The organism is Viridibacillus sp. FSL H8-0110, assembly GCF_038003565.1.
Classification (GTDB): Bacteria; Bacillota; Bacilli; order Bacillales_A; family Planococcaceae; genus Viridibacillus; species Viridibacillus arenosi.
Genome location: NZ_JBBOPJ010000001.1, coordinates 893,769 through 910,928 on the forward strand (window position 1 = coordinate 893,769; position 17,160 = coordinate 910,928).

The 17,160-nt window shown below is 35.9% G+C and carries 14 protein-coding genes and 1 other annotated feature; of the genes, 9 read left to right on the forward strand and 5 right to left on the reverse strand.

Annotated features, from left to right (window positions below):
• Positions 1–19 precede the first annotated feature (19 nt).
• Complete coding sequence (locus MHH98_RS04505) at positions 20–592, reverse strand: tRNA (mnm(5)s(2)U34)-methyltransferase (protein ID WP_340712253.1); 573 nt, start codon at positions 590–592, stop codon at positions 20–22.
• Entirely contained in the window at positions 589–1,548 is a 960-nt protein-coding gene (locus MHH98_RS04510) for a TIGR01212 family radical SAM protein (RefSeq protein WP_038188053.1), read from the reverse strand. The genes MHH98_RS04505 and MHH98_RS04510 overlap by 4 nt, the downstream gene beginning before the upstream one ends.
• Before the next feature lie 165 nt (positions 1,549–1,713).
• Here MHH98_RS04510 and MHH98_RS04515 point away from each other — a divergent pair, with 165 nt between their 5' ends.
• The 4 genes from MHH98_RS04515 to leuS all read left to right on the forward strand — a co-directional run bounded on the left by MHH98_RS04515 (position 1,714) and on the right by leuS (position 7,344).
• Positions 1,714–2,892, forward strand: coding sequence for an MDR family MFS transporter (locus MHH98_RS04515; protein ID WP_038188050.1), 1,179 nt, complete (start codon positions 1,714–1,716; stop codon positions 2,890–2,892).
• Between the two features lie 128 nt (positions 2,893–3,020).
• Complete coding sequence (locus MHH98_RS04520; protein ID WP_340709416.1) at positions 3,021–3,710, forward strand: CoA transferase subunit A; 690 nt, start codon at positions 3,021–3,023, stop codon at positions 3,708–3,710.
• Between the two features lie 19 nt (positions 3,711–3,729).
• Entirely contained in the window at positions 3,730–4,386 is a 657-nt protein-coding gene (locus MHH98_RS04525; RefSeq protein WP_038188043.1) for a 3-oxoacid CoA-transferase subunit B, read from the forward strand.
• A 231-nt stretch (positions 4,387–4,617) separates the two neighbouring features.
• Positions 4,618–4,833 (forward strand) — a binding site (T-box leader).
• Positions 4,834–4,929: 96 nt separating this feature from the next.
• Complete coding sequence (gene leuS, locus MHH98_RS04530) at positions 4,930–7,344, forward strand: leucine--tRNA ligase (protein ID WP_038188040.1); 2,415 nt, start codon at positions 4,930–4,932, stop codon at positions 7,342–7,344.
• A 185-nt stretch (positions 7,345–7,529) separates the two neighbouring features.
• On the opposite strand, the gene MHH98_RS04535 is transcribed toward leuS, so the two are convergent.
• On the reverse strand, positions 7,530–7,838 hold the full coding sequence (locus MHH98_RS04535) for a hypothetical protein (RefSeq protein WP_038188037.1): 309 nt from the start codon (positions 7,836–7,838) through the stop codon (positions 7,530–7,532).
• 321 nt (positions 7,839–8,159) lie between these two features.
• On the opposite strand from MHH98_RS04535, the gene MHH98_RS04540 reads away from it, so the two are divergent.
• The gene (locus MHH98_RS04540) at positions 8,160–8,846 is read left to right on the forward strand and encodes an ArsR/SmtB family transcription factor (RefSeq protein ID WP_038188034.1); all 687 of its coding nucleotides are present in this window, start codon (positions 8,160–8,162) and stop codon (positions 8,844–8,846) included.
• A gap of 65 nt (positions 8,847–8,911) precedes the next feature.
• Here MHH98_RS04540 and MHH98_RS04545 read toward each other — a convergent pair whose 3' ends face one another.
• The gene (locus MHH98_RS04545) at positions 8,912–9,802 is read right to left on the reverse strand and encodes a DMT family transporter (protein ID WP_038188029.1); all 891 of its coding nucleotides are present in this window, start codon (positions 9,800–9,802) and stop codon (positions 8,912–8,914) included.
• Positions 9,803–10,088: 286 nt separating this feature from the next.
• Between MHH98_RS04545 and MHH98_RS04550 the strand changes: the two genes are divergently transcribed.
• Both MHH98_RS04550 and MHH98_RS04555 read left to right on the forward strand, forming a co-directional pair.
• On the forward strand, positions 10,089–10,718 hold the full coding sequence (locus tag MHH98_RS04550) for a Bax inhibitor-1/YccA family protein (RefSeq protein ID WP_038188023.1): 630 nt from the start codon (positions 10,089–10,091) through the stop codon (positions 10,716–10,718).
• Between the two features lie 239 nt (positions 10,719–10,957).
• Positions 10,958–12,010, forward strand: coding sequence for a CAP domain-containing protein (locus MHH98_RS04555; RefSeq protein ID WP_051448790.1), 1,053 nt, complete (start codon positions 10,958–10,960; stop codon positions 12,008–12,010).
• Positions 12,011–12,218: 208 nt separating this feature from the next.
• On the opposite strand, the gene MHH98_RS04560 is transcribed toward MHH98_RS04555, so the two are convergent.
• A complete protein-coding gene (locus MHH98_RS04560; RefSeq protein ID WP_162148719.1) occupies positions 12,219–14,333 on the reverse strand; it encodes a sigma-54-dependent Fis family transcriptional regulator in 2,115 nt (704 codons plus the stop codon).
• Between the two features lie 441 nt (positions 14,334–14,774).
• Between MHH98_RS04560 and MHH98_RS04565 the strand changes: the two genes are divergently transcribed.
• Together MHH98_RS04565 and MHH98_RS04570 are read left to right on the forward strand one after the other, a co-directional pair.
• Complete coding sequence (locus MHH98_RS04565) at positions 14,775–15,938, forward strand: acyl-CoA dehydrogenase family protein (RefSeq protein ID WP_246832406.1); 1,164 nt, start codon at positions 14,775–14,777, stop codon at positions 15,936–15,938.
• A 24-nt stretch (positions 15,939–15,962) separates the two neighbouring features.
• The gene (locus tag MHH98_RS04570) at positions 15,963–17,147 is read left to right on the forward strand and encodes a CaiB/BaiF CoA transferase family protein (protein ID WP_340712254.1); all 1,185 of its coding nucleotides are present in this window, start codon (positions 15,963–15,965) and stop codon (positions 17,145–17,147) included.
• Positions 17,148–17,160 lie beyond the last annotated feature (13 nt).

Genomic DNA, 17,160 nt, shown 5'->3' on the forward strand with positions numbered 1-17,160 from the left:
TTGTATTGTAGTAAATAGTTTATGGTAGGTCCTTCATTTTCTCTAGAGCAATGATAAAAGGAGGATCATTTTTTTGGTTGATAAATTCATAACGTAAAACATGAACATATTTCTGTGGTAAGTCACTAACATAAGCTAATAATTTATCGCGTTCATCCTTGCCACCTTCATGCCCATGGTAAACAACGAGAATAATCATACCGCCCACATGTAATAGGTCTAGTAAGTCAGAGACTGCTTCGATTGTTGTGCCAGGCTTTGTGACAATTGAGTGCTCACTGCCAGGTAAATAACCGAGATTGAAAATAGCTGCTTTAATAGGCTCTGATACATATTTTTTAACGTTTTGATGACCATCTAAAATAACAGTAGCTTGCTTGTCTAATTGGTTCTCCGCCAGACGTAACTTTGTTGCTTCAACTGCTTGCTGCTGCACATCGAAAGCATAGACATGCCCTTTAGGGCCTACAAGCTCTGCTAGAAAGGCTGTATCATGTCCATTGCCGGCTGTCGCATCAACCACAGAATCACCAGCTACTACTGTATCTGCTAGTAAAGCTTTTGTGTATTGTAATACGCGCTGCAGCTTCATTTAGTTGATACTTCCGCATGGTAATACTTCCCTTGCCAGCTACCTCGTCTTTCAAGTTCAGCATCAATACCATTTAAAACTTCCCACTTGTTAACACTCCACATTGGTCCAATCATTAAGTCGATAGGTCCATCACCTGTTATTCGGTGTACGATCATTTCAGGAGGGATGATTTCTAGTTGGTCAGCTACCAGCTTGATATATTCATCCTTATCTAGAAATTCAAGAATGCCTTTTTCATATTGTTTAACCATCGGTGTACCTTTTAATAAATGAAGTAGATGAATCTTAATCCCTTGTACGTCAAGATTAGCGACAGCTCGTGCAGTCTCCATCATCATTTCATTTGTTTCAAGAGGTAAGCCGTTAATGATATGACTACATACTCGTATATTGTGCTTGCGTAATTTTTCGACGCCTTCAACATAAGTCGCGAAATCATGTGCACGGTTAATCATTGTTGCTGTTTTTTCATGGACAGTTTGTAAACCTAGCTCTACCCATAAATAAGTTCTTTCGTTAAGTTCAGCTAAATATTCAACAACGTCGTCAGGCAAGCAATCAGGTCGGGTAGCAATACTAATCCCCATAACACCTTCTTGAGCTAAAGCCGCCTCGAATTTCTCTTTTAAGATTGGTAATGGGGCATGTGTATTTGTATACGCTTGAAAATAGGCCATCGTTTTGCCGTTTTTCCATTTTTGCTCCATTTTATGTTTGATTTTTTCGAATTGAACTGGAATTGGATCTACTCGATCACCAGCAAAGTCACCTGAGCCGGCTGCACTACAAAATGTACACCCGCCAAAAGCTACAGTACCATCACGGTTTGGACAGTCAAAACCAGCATCCAAAGCTACTTTATATACTTTGTGACCAAACTCATCACGTAAATATCGATTCCATGTATAATAACGTTTCCCATCAGAAGGGAACGGAAATAAATTTTCAGTCATGCGTTTTCACTCCTCTAACGAACTATTTTAACATGGGAATGGCCTATTCATCGAATCATTTTGTTTGAAGTGAAAAAAATTAATAGAAAAAAGCTTAATGGGGTTGTTGAAACAGTGGAAATGAAATAAGATTATTTAGTTATACGAAACAATGGGGGTAAGGGGATGCCGAAAAGTGTCTGGCTTTTAATAATTGGTATGCTTGTAAATGTTACAGGTAGTTCATTTTTATGGCCTTTAAATACAATTTATATGCATGATCATCTAGGCCAATCACTTTCTGTAGCGGGGCTTGTGTTAATGGCAAATGCTGCTGCAGGTGTTGTTGGTAACTTACTAGGTGGTTATTTATTTGACCGTTATGGCGGCTATAAGGCGATAATGTTCGGAATTATCGTGACAATTTTAGGTCTAATCTGTTTAACGATTTGGCATGGATGGCCACATTACGTGTGGTTTTTAACGCTAATCGGTTTTAGTGGTGGGGTAGTATTCCCAAGTATGTTCGCAATGGTAGGTACTGCTTGGCCTGAAGGAGGGCGACGTGGATTTAACGCCATTTACTTAGCTCAAAACTTAGGTGTAGCGATTGGTCCCGCTCTTGCAGGAGTTGTAGCGTCGTATAGCTTTGACTATTTATTTAGTGCGAATTTACTAATGTACGTAGTGTTCTTTTTCATTGCCTTTTTTGGTTTCAGGTCCATGGGTGAACAATCAATGGGGCCAACATCTGTTGTGAGTGAAAGTAAGCGTGTGAAGGATAAATCCTCTTTTATCGCACTATTAATAATATCATCAGGTTTCCTATTCAGTTGGATTGCCTATTCACAATGGACGACAACAATTTCATCGTATACACAAGATTTAGGTATTTCATTGAAGCAATATAGTTTGCTTTGGACTGTAAATGGTTTACTGATTGTAATTGGGCAACCACTGATTAATCCGATTGTAAAAAAATTGGAACATCTTATGAAAGCGCAACTAGTGTTAGGGATTTCCATCTACATCGTATCTTTTATTGTAGTGAGCTTTGCAGAATCATTCCAAATGTTCATGGTCGCAATTATCATTTTGACTTTTGGTGAAATGTTCGTATGGCCAGCAATTCCTACAATTGCTAGTACGTTAGCGCCCAAAGGACGAGATGGATTTTATCAAGGTGTTGTAAATAGTGCTGCAATGATAGGACGAATGGTCGGCCCCTTTATAGGTGGTGTGCTGGCTGATCAATTAGGGATGCATATCATGTTCATTGTTTTAACAATTTTCCTTGCGATTGCTATAGTACCTTACGTCATGTATGATCGACCACTAAAAGAGAAAAAAACTGAGAGTCTTTGAGATTCTCAGTTTTTTTATTTACATAAAATACTACAAAAATATATATTTCTGCTAGAATTTGAATATTTATTACTTGTTTGAGAAAATGAAAGAGGGAGAAATTTTAAGTGAAGAAAGGGGTAGTGAAGATGAAGCCTATTTATACTTCTGCAAATGAAGCGATTGCTGATATTCAAGATGGTATGACACTTATGGTGGGTGGGTTTGGCTTAGTTGGTATTCCAGAGCAACTCATTCTAGCTTTAGTTGAAAAAGAAGTGAAAGACTTAACAATCATTTCTAACAATTGTGGCATTGATGATTGGGGACTTGGATTACTGCTACATAAAAAACAAATAAAGAAAATGATCGGTTCTTATGTAGGAGAGAATAAGGAATTCGAGCGTCAGGTACTATCTGGTGAAATTGAGGTAGAACTGACACCACAAGGCACACTAGCCGAGAAAATTCGTGCTGGTGGAGCAGGGATTCCAGCATTTTATACACCTGCGGGAGTGGGGACTCCTATTGCAGAAGGGAAGGAAACACGCATATTCGATGGTAAGGAATATGTCTTAGAAGAAGCCTTACGTGCAGACTTTTCATTAATAAGAGCAGCTAAGGCAGATCGTTTTGGTAATTTAATTTATAACAAAACAGCACAAAACTTTAATCCAATCATGGCTGCGGCAGGACTTTTTACGATTGCAGAAATAGAGGAATTAGTGGAGCCGGGGGATATTGACCCGAACCAAGTTCAGACGCCGAGCATTTACGTACAAGGCCTAGTTCAGGCGAAGCAGGAAAAAAGAATTGAACGCTTAATGATTCGTTCTTAAAGAAAGGGGACTTTGAGATATGAATGTAAGAGAAATAATAGCACGTCGTGCGGAGCAGGAAATTGCTGACGGGAATTATGTCAATTTAGGAATTGGTATGCCAACATTAGTGGCTAATTATATAGCTCCAAATAAACAAGTAATTTTACAATCAGAAAATGGATTATTAGGAATTGGGCCATATCCAACAAAGGATGAGGTAGATCCTGATTTGATAAATGCAGGGAAAGAAACGGTAACAACTATTCCTGGCTCTGCTTTTTTTAGCAATGCTGAATCATTTGCTATGATCCGCGGAGGGCATATTGATGTAGCCATTTTAGGTGGAATGGAAGTATCTGAAACAGGTGACTTAGCTAATTGGATGATTCCAGGTAAAATGATTAAAGGTATGGGCGGAGCAATGGACTTAGTACATGGCGCGAAGAAAATTATCGTAATAATGGAGCATGTAGCAAAGGATGGCTCTGCTAAGATTAAAAAGACTTGTGAGCTACCGTTAACAGGAAAGTCCGTTGTCGACAAAATCATTACTGATCGAGCTGTCATTGATGTAACACCTACAGGACTGGTATTAAGAGAAGTATTTGAAGGGTATACAGTAGAAGAAGTTGTTGCGGCTACTGGGGCCAATCTAAATATTGAAAATGTTCAGGAAAATGTAGTAGTAAGATAAGTATATTCTAAATAAAAAAGAAAGGCATAAGTAGGGTATGCCTTTCTTTTTTTACTTTAAAATAAAACGCGTATTATTGATATTCTTTTCTTTACATATATATATAGTAGAAATCGAACCTTTTACATATTATAAAAAACACTCATATTGAATATCTTAACCCTTTTATTTACAATGATTTTTAAATTGCTTGTCATTTTGGCTCAATTCGATTAGAATTAGATTCAATATAACAAGACTATGATAAGGAATAGTAAATTTATTTGATTTTCAAGAGAGCTAGCGGGTGGTGTGAGCTAGTAAATGGATAAATTGAACTCGCCTTGGAGTCTGCAATGGTGAATACAAGTGTAACCAAAGCCGTTTTCCGCGTTAAGGAGTCAAGTTGAGTGTAATACACTAATTTGGGTGGTACCGCGGGAACCTTTTTAAGCTCTCGTCCCTTTTTCTAGGGACGGGAGTTTTTATTTTGTCTAAAATATAGGAATATTATGACAATGTAAAAGGCGAAACTTGTTTTATTATTTTAAGGAGGAGAAATCATTGAATTTCAATCATCAAGAGATCGAAAAGAAATGGCAATCGTATTGGGCAGAACATAATACATTTAAAACTGTCAATGATGAATCAAAGCCAAAATTTTATGCACTAGATATGTTCCCTTATCCATCAGGAGCGGGTCTACATGTTGGACACCCTGAAGGATATACAGCAACAGATATTTTAAGTCGTTTCAAGCGTATGCAAGGCTATAATGTCCTTCACCCAATCGGTTGGGATGCATTCGGACTACCTGCTGAACAATATGCTTTAGACACGGGTAATGATCCTGCTGAATTTACAGCAAAAAATATTGCGACATTTAAACGTCAAATTCAAGAACTTGGCTTTTCATATGACTGGGATCGTGAAATCAATACAACAGATCCAAGCTACTATAAATGGACTCAATGGATTTTCGTCCAATTATACAAAAAAGGCTTAGCTTATATTGATGAGGTAGCTGTTAACTGGTGCCCAGCACTTGGTACAGTACTTGCCAATGAAGAAGTAATTGATGGTAAATCAGAACGTGGTGGACACCCTGTTGAACGCCGTCCTATGAAACAATGGATGCTGAAAATTACTGCTTATGCTGATCGTTTAGTCGACGATTTAGAAGAAGTAGATTGGCCAGAAAATATTAAAGATATGCAACGTCACTGGATTGGTCGCTCTGAAGGTGCAGAAGTGGCATTCACAGTAGATGGTACAAATCAATCGTTCCGTGTATTCACAACACGCCCGGACACATTATTTGGTGCTACTTATGCAGTACTTGCCCCTGAACATAAACTAGTAGCTGAAATTACAACAGATGCACAAAAAGCAGCAGTTGAAGCATACTTAGACGAAGTGAAAATGAAATCAGATCTTGAACGTACTGATCTTGCAAAAGAAAAAACTGGTGTCTTCACAGGCGCTTATGCAGTTAATCCGATTAATGGTGAAAAAATGCCGATTTGGATCGCGGACTATGTACTTGCAACATATGGTACAGGAGCAATCATGGCTGTTCCTGCTCACGATGAACGTGACTACGAATTTGCAAAACAATTCGATTTACCAATCGTTGAAGTTGTAGCTGGTGGAGATATCGAAAAAGAAGCTTACGCTGGAGAAGGTAAACATGTTAACTCTGGATTCCTTGATGGTTTAGGCAAAGAAGAAGCTATTGCTAAAGCGATTGAATGGTTAGAAGAAAAAGGCGTAGGTGAAAAGAAAATTTCTTATCGTTTACGCGACTGGTTATTTAGCCGTCAACGTTATTGGGGAGAGCCGATTCCAGTTATCCATTGGGAAGATGGCGAAGTAACAACGCTTGATGAATCAGAACTACCACTTATTTTACCTAAAACAGATGATATCCGCCCAAGTGGAACAGGAGAATCACCACTTGCGAATATTGAAGAGTGGGTAAATGTAGTTGACCCTGTAACAGGTAAAAAAGGTCGTAGAGAAACAAATACTATGCCACAATGGGCTGGTTCAAGTTGGTACTTCCTGCGTTATATCGATCCAACAAATGATGAAATGCTAGCGGATCCAGAATTATTAAAACGCTGGTTACCAGTTGATATTTACATTGGTGGTCAAGAGCACGCTGTTCTGCATTTACTATATGCTCGTTTCTGGCATAAAGTATTGTACGATCTAGGTGTTGTACCAACTAAAGAGCCTTTCCAAAAATTATTTAACCAAGGGATGATTTTAGGAGAAGGTAATGAAAAAATGTCTAAATCAAAAGGGAATGTAGTAAACCCTGATGATATCATTGCGAGCCACGGTGCAGATACACTTCGACTTTACGAAATGTTCATGGGCCCACTTGAAGCATCTATTCCATGGTCTGAAAATGGCCTTGATGGAGCGCGACGCTTCTTAGATCGTATCTGGCGTTTATTTATCAATGAAGATGGATCATTATCAGATAAAATCCAAGCTTCAGAAGATACTACTTTAGAAAAAGTGTATAACCAAACAGTGAAAAAAGTAACTGAAAACTACGAGCATATTCGTTTCAACACGGCTATTTCACAAATGATGGTATTCATCAATGATTGCTACAAAGCAGATGTCGTGCCAACAGCTTATGCTGAAGGCTTCGTTAAAATGTTAGCGCCAATTGCTCCTCACATTGCAGAAGAATTATGGGCGAAATTTGGTAAAGAAGAAACATTAACATACGCTGCATGGCCAACATTTGATGAGTCAAAATTAACTGACGATGAAATCGAAGTAGTAGTGCAAGTAAATGGTAAAGTAAAAAACAAAATTTTAGTAGCAAAAGACGCATCTCGTGAGGACTTACAAGAAATTGCATTAGCAGATGAAAAAATTGCAGAACTACTTGCAGGTAAAGAAATTAAGAAAATTATCGCTGTTCCTGGGAAACTTGTGAATATTGTAGCGATTTAAGCTTCACCAATTAATACTTCTGCTATTTAGCAGTTTAACCATATCTTCTCTTTAAAATGGAGAGAAGATGTGGTTTTTTCTTTTTTTAATAGCGCAAGGAGTACTGGGGTTTCAAATTTAGTCCGCACAAAAATACACAGTTTCAATTTTGCGAAATTGAAGCTGTGTATTATTAATTGATTAATTTACAAATCTCTCTGAATCGAACTTTTTCCTAAACCCATAAAAAAATCAATGAAATAAGCGATAGCGATTAAAATATGAATGGCCCACCCAAGGATAGGAATCCACGTCAGTAAAGTTAAGATAATCGCTAAAATTGGTACAACTTTTGAGTGACCAGTAACAAAGCGAAGGACAAGAACGATGACGTGAATAACTAGCGCAGTCGTTAAAGCTGAGTATCCAGAACCAATCATAATAGCTCCACCTAAAATAGGTATAGCTAATAATAGTTCATATAAAAAAGCAATAATAGTTGGGATTATAAACATATACAAAACCTCCTGATTAGATATCATACCCTATATACGTTTGAAAACAACAATAGTTGCAAAGATAATTAATTTATAAATAAATGACTTAGAATATTAGTGTCTATAGGTAAAGTGGGATAAATTTCAAGGGTTATTCCACTATCGCTACTTAGGGTGTTTAATAAGAAACGATGATAAAGCTGAGCAAAGTTCTTTGGAAAGTGATAATGGCAAAATGGAAGTTGATGTTCAAATAAGATTCAACGTATTTGGTGCATATTGTAAGTATTCTATACTTTGACTATAATCGAAATATGGAATGCGGAAAGGGTGTTTGAAATGAGTATAAATCCAAATGTGGCTGAGGTTGCCGCTCTCCTTGGAGAAACATCAAGAGCAACTATTCTTACAAGTTTAATGGATGGGCGTTTTCATACAGCCAGTGAATTAGCTTATATGGCAGCTGTAACACCACAAACTGCGAGCTTTCACCTTGCGAAATTAGTAGAAGGTAATTTGGTGAAAGTAGAGAAACAGGGACGTCATCGCTATTTTCAGCTAGAGGGTGGAGAAGTCGCCCGTATTTTAGAATCTTTTCTGGCCATCTCGCCACCTCCTGAAGTGCGCTCATTAAAACAATCTAACCAAGTGAAATTACTTCAGGAAGCTAGAACTTGTTATGACCATTTAGCCGGTAAGTTAGGTATAAATTTAACCGAGTCAATGTTGCATTCAGGTTATCTAAAAAAAGAAGAGAGAGAATTTATAGTTACTCCTACTGGAGAACAATTCTTTACTGAATTAGGCATTGATATAGGTAAACTAAAAAGAAAACGCCGCTCATTTTCACATGCTTGCTTAGACTGGAGTGAGCGTCAACATCATCTTGCAGGTGCTTTAGGAAATGGACTAATGACACACTTTTTTGATTTAGGATGGATAGTTAGAGTGCCATCTATACGTGCTGTTAAAATTACAGACAAAGGAAAAATAGGTTTCAAACAGAAATTTAATATTAATATGTAATGATGAAATGAAAAACCCTCGCCTAATTATATAGATAAGGCGAGGGTTATTCGATTAAACAAAAGCTATTCATTTACTTTTACAGTACTTTGAACTAGATTTTTTTTGAAATTACTATTGACCAAATAAATACCAATAATTATAAAGAGGCCACCAACTATAAGAGAAGGGTATAACGGTTCATCTAATAATAACCAGCCAGTTAGTACCCCAAAGAAAGGTGCTAAAAATAAAAAGGCACTCGTTTTTCCTGGATCACCTTTTTGTAAAAGATAATACCATACGGCAAATTGAACAATGGATGACATAATACTTAGCCATAATAAAATGAGTATTGAGTTACCATTCAAAATAAAAAATGACTTTTCAAGAGTAAAACTACCAAGTAATAATATTAATCCACCGAACAGCATTTGATAGGCAGATAAAACCCAGTTATCAAAAAAGGCTCCCCATTTTTTAGCTAATAATGTGGCCATCGCCCAAAATACAGCAGACAGAATACCAAAAAGAATACCAATCTTAAATTCAATTTGCGCTCCCATTGTTATACTTACGCCTACTAAACCTAAAAGAACGCCAATCCATTGATAATATTTATAGCGTATTTGAGAAAAAATAGTACCGAATACCACTACGAGTAGTGGGTTTGTGAAAGTGAGAATTGAGGACTCACTAGCCGTAATTGTTCGTAAACTTAAAAAGATACAACCCATAACACCAGCTGTTTGCAAACTCCCAATTATCAGCAACTTTACCCAACTTTCCTTTGAAGTTGGATGAGGTCTTTTTAAAATAATCACGATTATTGCCATGATGATTCCCGCAAGTGTAAAGCGTAATGCTGCTAATAACAATGGTGAAGAATAAGGCAAACCAATTTTAACGACTGCAAAAGAAGACCCCATTAAAAATGTTGTTAAAACTATCAGCGGTATAAATTTGAAAGTATTCATATTCAATCTCCCTACATATTATAATGACTAATCTATATAAAGTATAAATGCTGGATATTTCAACTGTTATCGAAGTATGGAATGCGAAAATGCGAGATAAACATATAGTGGTAAATAACTAGATATTATGAATTAGGCTCATTATTGTTATAGATTTTTTAGCTAAAGAAGAATTTCATAATTGTTTGAAAGGGGGAAAGAAGTCTGATAAATCCATACTATTAAACATTTCTTCAAAAAAGATTTATACTGGAAGTAGCTTAATAATATAGGAGAGATAAATTTAATGGAATCACAATTTCCGAAGGTTCTTCGGTTCTTTACCTTGCTGTGGGTAGTCACAGCAATCGGGCTATTTGCTGGGATATTTGTTCCCGTATCACTAGTAATGCCTATTAGTATTGCAACGGTTGTTTTGCTGTTAATCGTTATGTTTAGTCGAGCTGCAAGAAAAGCGAGTAAAATGATCTCCATCCTTTTTGCTTTCTTAACAGGTGTGACATTATATAGCTTGCTCCAATTTTACATCGGTGCATTAGGCGGAAGTCTAGTACTGGTTATCTTCGGTACAACTGCAGCGATCTTCATCGTAGCAGGAATTATTGGCTATAATACTAAACGCAATTTAGGTAACTGGGGCAAATTTTTGTTCATCGTATTAATCGGTGTCATCATTTTTTCTATCATTACAATTTTCGTTGGTTTTAGTGATATTGTTATGGTCTTTGCAAGTGCAATTGGTGTTTTGCTGTTTGTAGGTTATACGTTGTACGATATGAATCAAATTGCCCGAAGTTATATTAGTGATGAGGAAGTGCCACTCGTTGCATTAAATCTATACTTAGATTTTATCAACCTATTCACAGAACTACTAAAACTCATTTACCATTTAAAAAACATAATAAATAGAGATTAACTGATGAAGAGATAGGTAAAGTATGGATGAGATGCTTTCCCTATCTTTTTATTATGGAGAATAATACAAATTAACTGAGTAATTTATTTTAAAATGTAATTTACGTTTTATTAAATTATCCATTTTTTTGATAAGAAATTGTACTTCTTGTCCTTTTAAACTATTTTTAACTATATTACTATAATAGAGTTATACATGAAAGTTTAGGTAATTTAAGCAACAGAAGGGAAGTAAGCACGATGTATAAGAAGATATTTTCATGTTTGATTGCTATCCTCTTAATGGTAGGAACGTTATCGACAACGGGATTCGCGGCAACTAGTGTTAAGTTTAAAGACGTTTCTAAAACTCATTCAAACAAAAAAGCAATTGAGTATGTAGTTTCAAAAAAAATAATGACGGGGTATAAAGGTAGCAAATTTAAACCATCTAGTTATGTAACTCGTGAGGATGCGGCTAAAGCAATTGTGAAAGCTTTAAAACTTTCTACTAAGAACCGTCCTAATCCGAAATTTACGGATTTAAAGAAATCGAGTAAGGCATATCCATATGCCGCAACTTTAGTAGACGAAAAAATTTGGAAGAAATCCAAAAAATTCAATCCAAAAGGTAAAATAACGAAAATTGAAATGGCAACTATGTTAACAAAGGCGTATAAACTAAAATCCGTAAAAAATCTGTCCTACTCAGATGTATCTAAGAAAAACAAAGCATATAAAGATGTACAAGCATTTGTCACAACAGGTGTTGGGAAACGAAAAACATCAACAAAGTTTGGTGCAAGTGATTTAGTTAAACGAGGAGCATTTGCTCAGTACATATACAATGGGAACCTTTATAAAAAAGGTAAATTAAAATCACCATTTAAAAAAGAACCTGTAAAGAAACCAGAAACAAAACCTTTAACTTTTAGCGAACAAGTAGTTAATCTTATGAATGTAGAAAGAAAAAAAGTTGGAGTGGAACCACTTAAAATAGACAAAAGGCTAGAGAAAACAGCTACTCTTAAATCAGAAGACATGCGTGATCTTCAATACTTTAGCCACACGAGTCCTACATACGGTTCTCCGTTTGATATGATGCGTAAATACGGAATCAGTTATTACTATGCAGGTGAAAATATTGCGGCTGGCAAATCAACTCCAGAAGCAGTTATGAATTCTTGGATGAATAGTCCCGGTCATAAAGCAAACATGCTAAATAGCCGTTTTACTCATATTGGGGTGGGTTATGCCAACGGTGGCCCTTATAGACATTACTGGACACAACAGTTTATTGCAGTAAGTTATTAAGTTATATGTATTTTTAATAAAAAAGCGAGGAGAAAACATTATGTTTTCTCCTCGCTTTTTACTTTAGGGACTTAAGAATATTTCTTGATTTATCAAAAAAAATATATTATTGCCTCTTTTATTTTAACAAGGAAGTATGATTGATTTTCTCTTTTGTATACCTATTATATTGGTAGTATGCTCGAAATAGATTATATTGTAATGACCTTTATTTACTTATATTATATTTTTTTATCTTTTCGTAAAGCCAAGTGCGACTGATACCCAATAATCTACTTGCTTTTGCTTTATTTCCATTTGTTTCTTTAAGTGCAGCAAGTATGAGTTCTTTTTCTTTAAGATCAATAGCATTCCAGTATGGCTTATTATTATGTTCCTCCGAATATGATAGAAGTGTATTTGTTTGATCTATTCTTATACTTTCAGTTGTTGTAAGAATATTAGCATTAAACGATTCTGGAAGGTGTTGAGCATCTATATATCCATCACTTGTTAGATTTGCTGCTCTTTCTAAAATATTATGTAGCTCACGAATATTACCTGGCCAGTTATAGTTTAATAACTTTGTTAATGCAGAATGTGTGATTCCTTCTAAATGAAATCCTGAAAGTTTTAGTTGTGAAATAATGGATTCTGCAATATCAGGTATATCCTCGATCCGGTCTCGTAAAGGTGGAATGTTAATCCTCATTATATTTAAACGATAGTATAAATCTTCTCTGAATTTCCCCTCTTTAATAAGTATTTCAAGGTTTTGATTTGTTGCAGCAATAATTTTAGTTTGGAGTTTAATAATACGATTGCTCCCTATTGGTTCAAACTCCTTTTCTTGTAAAACTCGCAATAGTTTTGATTGGAGGGAAAGAGGCATATCACCGATTTCATCTAAAAATAATGTTCCATTTTGAGCCATTTCAAATTTCCCTTTTTTTCCACCCTTTTTTGCACCAGTAAATGAGCCTTCAGCATAACCGAAGAACTCTGATTCCATTAACTCTGGAGGAATTGCTGCACAGTTCACTTGAATAAACATACCGGTCTGAGAAGAAGAGGCATGAATTCCATGTGCAAATAATTCTTTTCCAGTACCACTTTCCCCTAAAAGTAAAACCGTTGATAAACTATGAGAAGCAGCTAAGGCCTCTTTTTTTATCCTTTTAATATTAGAAGATTCCCCAATAATATTAGCAAAAGAGTATTTTGTTCCTTTAAGTTCATTCAATTCTTTTTGATAGTAAGTGACTTGTTGTTCCAAGTTATTTACCTTTTTAATAGCTTCTTGCAAATGCTTTAAACCACGGTATGTAATTTTACAAATTGCTCCGATAATTTCTTCATTGTTTTTTATAGGTAAGATTGTAATAAGACATTGTGTCTTACCAATTAATTTTGCAACATTCGTTATTCTGACACCGGTTTGTAGAGCTTCATCTAATCCTAAATCAGGGTACATGTTCAAAATGGATTGCCCTAAAAGTTCATTACTTTGAACATTATATAATTCACAAAAGCCATTATTGACCATCGTTATTTCTGCCTTTTGATCAACTAAAATTATGCCATCATAAGCTAGCTCAATAACGCTTCTTAACTTTTCCTCCCATTCCTTAGAAAAACGTAGTTCACTGGCCATTTTTTCAATATTAGTGAAATCATCCATTATGACCATGGAACCAACTAGTTTATTTTTTTCTATCAATGGATAACTCTGTACGACAAGGCTATGCCCATTTAAATGCATCTTCTTTTTCATTATTTGTTCTTTGTGATGCAATATCCCAGTTAATAGATTAGTAATCTCCTCAAGTCCGTTTAATTCATTGAATATATGTTGTTTATTGGGTAATAATTGAAGGATTTTTTCTGCTACAGGATTGATGGCGTTAACCTTAAACTTAGTATCAACGGAAAATAATCCGAAATTTAAGTTTTCAAATAGTAAGGATTGTTGGGTTTGCAATCGATCATATACTAAGTCGTATGCAAATAATATTTGTGATGTAGATAGAATACCAATAGGATGCAATTGTCGATTGACGACTGGAGCATGTCCAATTTGATGTTTAAGCAGTAATTTTCGAGTCTCATTAATATCTTGATCTGGATATAAAAAAATGGGATTAAAATTAATAAAAGATGTGATTGGGCACTGAAATGAATAACCTTCTGCTAGTATTTGAATAATTTTATTTTTTGTTAATAAACCTATTAACCTTTTATCATCATTAACTACCGGAATAATTTGCGAGTTTATTTTAGCGAAAATTTCCAATGTATCTTGAATTGTGTAATGTACTGTACAAGTAGGCGAATCTTTCATCATGATATCCTCGACACGCATTATAAAATTCCTCCACTTATAAAATTCTGATTATTATAAATATTATAACAAAACAGTGTACAGTTAACACTTATTTGTTAACATGCATCATTTATTTACGGAAATGTGTTCACGACTATGTACATATGTATTTTACAAATCACTCAATATTCATGGGATATCAATGAAAAATAAAGTTGGCATGGGTCTTGCTTATATAAAGTAAAGCCAAAGTTTTATCGGAAGAAGGTGGTTTTGTTGAGATTAAATGAATTCGTAGTCAGGCAGAAATTTCAATCAGAGCCAATTGAAATTCTTCATATGGTTCAAGACAAAGAAGAGGAGAAATTATTACGATCTCATTAACAACATACAATCAAAATGAAAAAAGCGTACTAAAGGTCGAGGTGTCTGGCATCGTCAAAGTGTAAAGGAGAATTATATATGACAATGAGTGAGTTATATCAAGCAGATGAATTGTTTTTATTTCGTAAATCCATTCAATCCATAGCAAAGAAAGTGATTGAACCTGACTATAGTAAGTGGGAAGAAAGTGGATCAATCCCTCGTGAATTATGGAGAAAGCTAGGGGATGAAGGGCTGTTATGTATAGATATTCCAGAAAGATACGGTGGGTCAGGAGCGCCCTTCGCTTATTCTGTAACAGTGATCGATGAGTTGAATCGTTTAGGTTATGCAGCAATTGCTGTTAATTTATCGGTCCATTCTAATATTATTGCTCATTACATATTGAGCTCAGGAAATGAAGAGCAAAAAAATTACTACCTACCAAAAATGGCTACTGGTGAACTTGTCGGTGCAATTGCAATGACTGAACCCGGAGCTGGAAGTGATCTTCAAGGAATTCAAACAACAGCCCGGTTTGATGAAGTCCAATCAACTTACATTATAAATGGTTCGAAAACATTTGTTAGTAATGGCCAACTTTGTGATTTCGTGATTGTTGTTACTAAAACAGATTTCCAAGTACCTGCATCAAAAGGAACAACATTATTTATTGTAGATTTATCAATTTCAGGTATAAGCCGAGGGAAAAACCTTCAAAAAATAGGATTACATGCATGTGACACATCTGAAATGTTTCTAGAAGACGTATTAGTTCCGGAGGAAGCAATTTTAGGAGAATTAAATAGAGGATTTATAACATTAATGAAGGAACTTCCAAGGGAGAGGTTAACAATCGCAATAGGAGCCCAAGGAGCAATGGAAGGAGTACTAGATTTAACCATCGCTTATGTAAGTGAACGCAATGCATTTGGAAAACCAATTAGTCAATTTCAAAATACTAAATTTCGCATTGCAGAAATGAAGACGGAGGCAAGAGTGAATCGTTCGTTTGTTAATGAATGTCTGTATTTATTAGAAAGAGGAGAACTTGATACTGAGACAGCAAGTATGGCTAAACTTACATGCACTGAAGCACAAGGGAAAATCGTAGACGGTTGCCTACAATTATTCGGAGGATACGGGTATATGCGGGAATATCCAATCTCTAGAGCTTTTGTGGATGCTAGAATTCAAAGGATTTTTGGAGGTACCTCTGAAATTATGAAAGAGATTATTAGTAGAGGTATTTTTGGAAAATAAGAAAAGAAGGGGAGTTAATCGATAATGGGCATATTAAATGGATTGAAAATATTAGACTTTTCAACCTTATTGCCGGGACCGTATGCCACGATGATGCTCGCTGATTTAGGTGCTGAAGTAATTCGGGTAGAGTCCTCAACAAGAGTCGATTTAATCAGAGTTACACCACCTTTTGACAAAGATGGTTTGTCTGCTGCCCACGGGTATTTAAATCGCTCAAAACGATCGTTGACATTAAATTTGAAGCAGGCGGCATCAGTGGAAATCATTAAAACGTTAGTGGCCGAATACGATATCGTTATTGAACAATTTAGGCCGGGTGTTATGGAGCGTTTAGGTCTTGATTATGAATCACTAAAGAAGGTGAATTCTAAACTCATTTACTGTTCGCTGACAGGATACGGTCAAACAGGTCCTTACCGCAATCGACCAGGGCATGATAATAACTATTTGTCAGTGGCTGGAGTAATGGACTACTCACGTCGTAAAGGAAAAGTTCCGACAACGATGGGTATCCAAATTGCGGATATAGCGGGTGGGTCATTGCATTCGGTTATTGGAATATTGGCAGCTGTTGTTCATCGGGAGAAGACTGGAGAAGGGCAATACATCGACGTAAGTATGACAGATGCTGCTTTTTCAATGAATGCGGTATATGGATCGGGATATCTCGTCGGAGGAATCGAGCCACAACCAGAAGAAATGCAGTTAAATGGTGGCACATTTTATGATTTCTATGAAACGAAAGACGGACGATATTTTTCCGTTGGTAGCATTGAGCCACCCTTTAAAAAAATACTTTGCGAGGCTCTTGGGAAATCGGAATTATTTGAATTGGGGATGAGTGAACAAGCAGAGGACCAAGGCATGTTTAAGAAAGAAATTAAAGCAGTCTTTTTAACAAAGAATTATGAAGAATGGCTTACCGTGTTTGATGAAGATTTAGAGGCATGCGTGGAACCAGTATTAACGTTTGCTGAAGCGTGCGATCATCCACAACTCCAAGCAAGGGGAATGATTGTAGATGTCCCGAAAGCAGATGGCTCTGGTCAAAAACAAATGGCTACTCCAATCAAATTTTCATCAGCTAAACCAATTTATCAGCATGTAGGTACAGCTGTCGGTGAAAATACAGCAGAAATTTTAGAAGGACAAGGATTTAGTGAGCATCAAATTAGAGAATGGAAAGAACAAGGCGTATTTAAATAAAGGGGGGCAATTT

What these genes read in the sequence shown, in the direction of transcription:
- MHH98_RS04525 (WP_038188043.1), top strand. Translation starts at nt 3,730, where the DNA reads ATGAATGTAAGAGAAATAATAGCACGTCGTGCGGAGCAGGAAATTGCT.
- MHH98_RS04535 (WP_038188037.1), bottom strand. Translation starts at nt 7,838, where the DNA reads ATGTTTATAATCCCAACTATTATTGCTTTTTTATATGAACTATTATTA.
- MHH98_RS04565 (WP_246832406.1), top strand. Translation starts at nt 14,775, where the DNA reads ATGACAATGAGTGAGTTATATCAAGCAGATGAATTGTTTTTATTTCGT.
- MHH98_RS04570 (WP_340712254.1), top strand. Translation starts at nt 15,963, where the DNA reads ATGGGCATATTAAATGGATTGAAAATATTAGACTTTTCAACCTTATTG.
- MHH98_RS04520 (WP_340709416.1), top strand. Translation starts at nt 3,021, where the DNA reads ATGAAGCCTATTTATACTTCTGCAAATGAAGCGATTGCTGATATTCAA.
- MHH98_RS04510 (WP_038188053.1), bottom strand. Translation starts at nt 1,548, where the DNA reads ATGACTGAAAATTTATTTCCGTTCCCTTCTGATGGGAAACGTTATTAT.
- MHH98_RS04505 (WP_340712253.1), bottom strand. Translation starts at nt 592, where the DNA reads ATGAAGCTGCAGCGCGTATTACAATACACAAAAGCTTTACTAGCAGAT.
- MHH98_RS04560 (WP_162148719.1), bottom strand. Translation starts at nt 14,333, where the DNA reads ATGATGAAAGATTCGCCTACTTGTACAGTACATTACACAATTCAAGAT.
- MHH98_RS04545 (WP_038188029.1), bottom strand. Translation starts at nt 9,802, where the DNA reads ATGAATACTTTCAAATTTATACCGCTGATAGTTTTAACAACATTTTTA.
- MHH98_RS04550 (WP_038188023.1), top strand. Translation starts at nt 10,089, where the DNA reads ATGGAATCACAATTTCCGAAGGTTCTTCGGTTCTTTACCTTGCTGTGG.
- MHH98_RS04540 (WP_038188034.1), top strand. Translation starts at nt 8,160, where the DNA reads ATGAGTATAAATCCAAATGTGGCTGAGGTTGCCGCTCTCCTTGGAGAA.
- MHH98_RS04515 (WP_038188050.1), top strand. Translation starts at nt 1,714, where the DNA reads ATGCCGAAAAGTGTCTGGCTTTTAATAATTGGTATGCTTGTAAATGTT.
- MHH98_RS04555 (WP_051448790.1), top strand. Translation starts at nt 10,958, where the DNA reads ATGTATAAGAAGATATTTTCATGTTTGATTGCTATCCTCTTAATGGTA.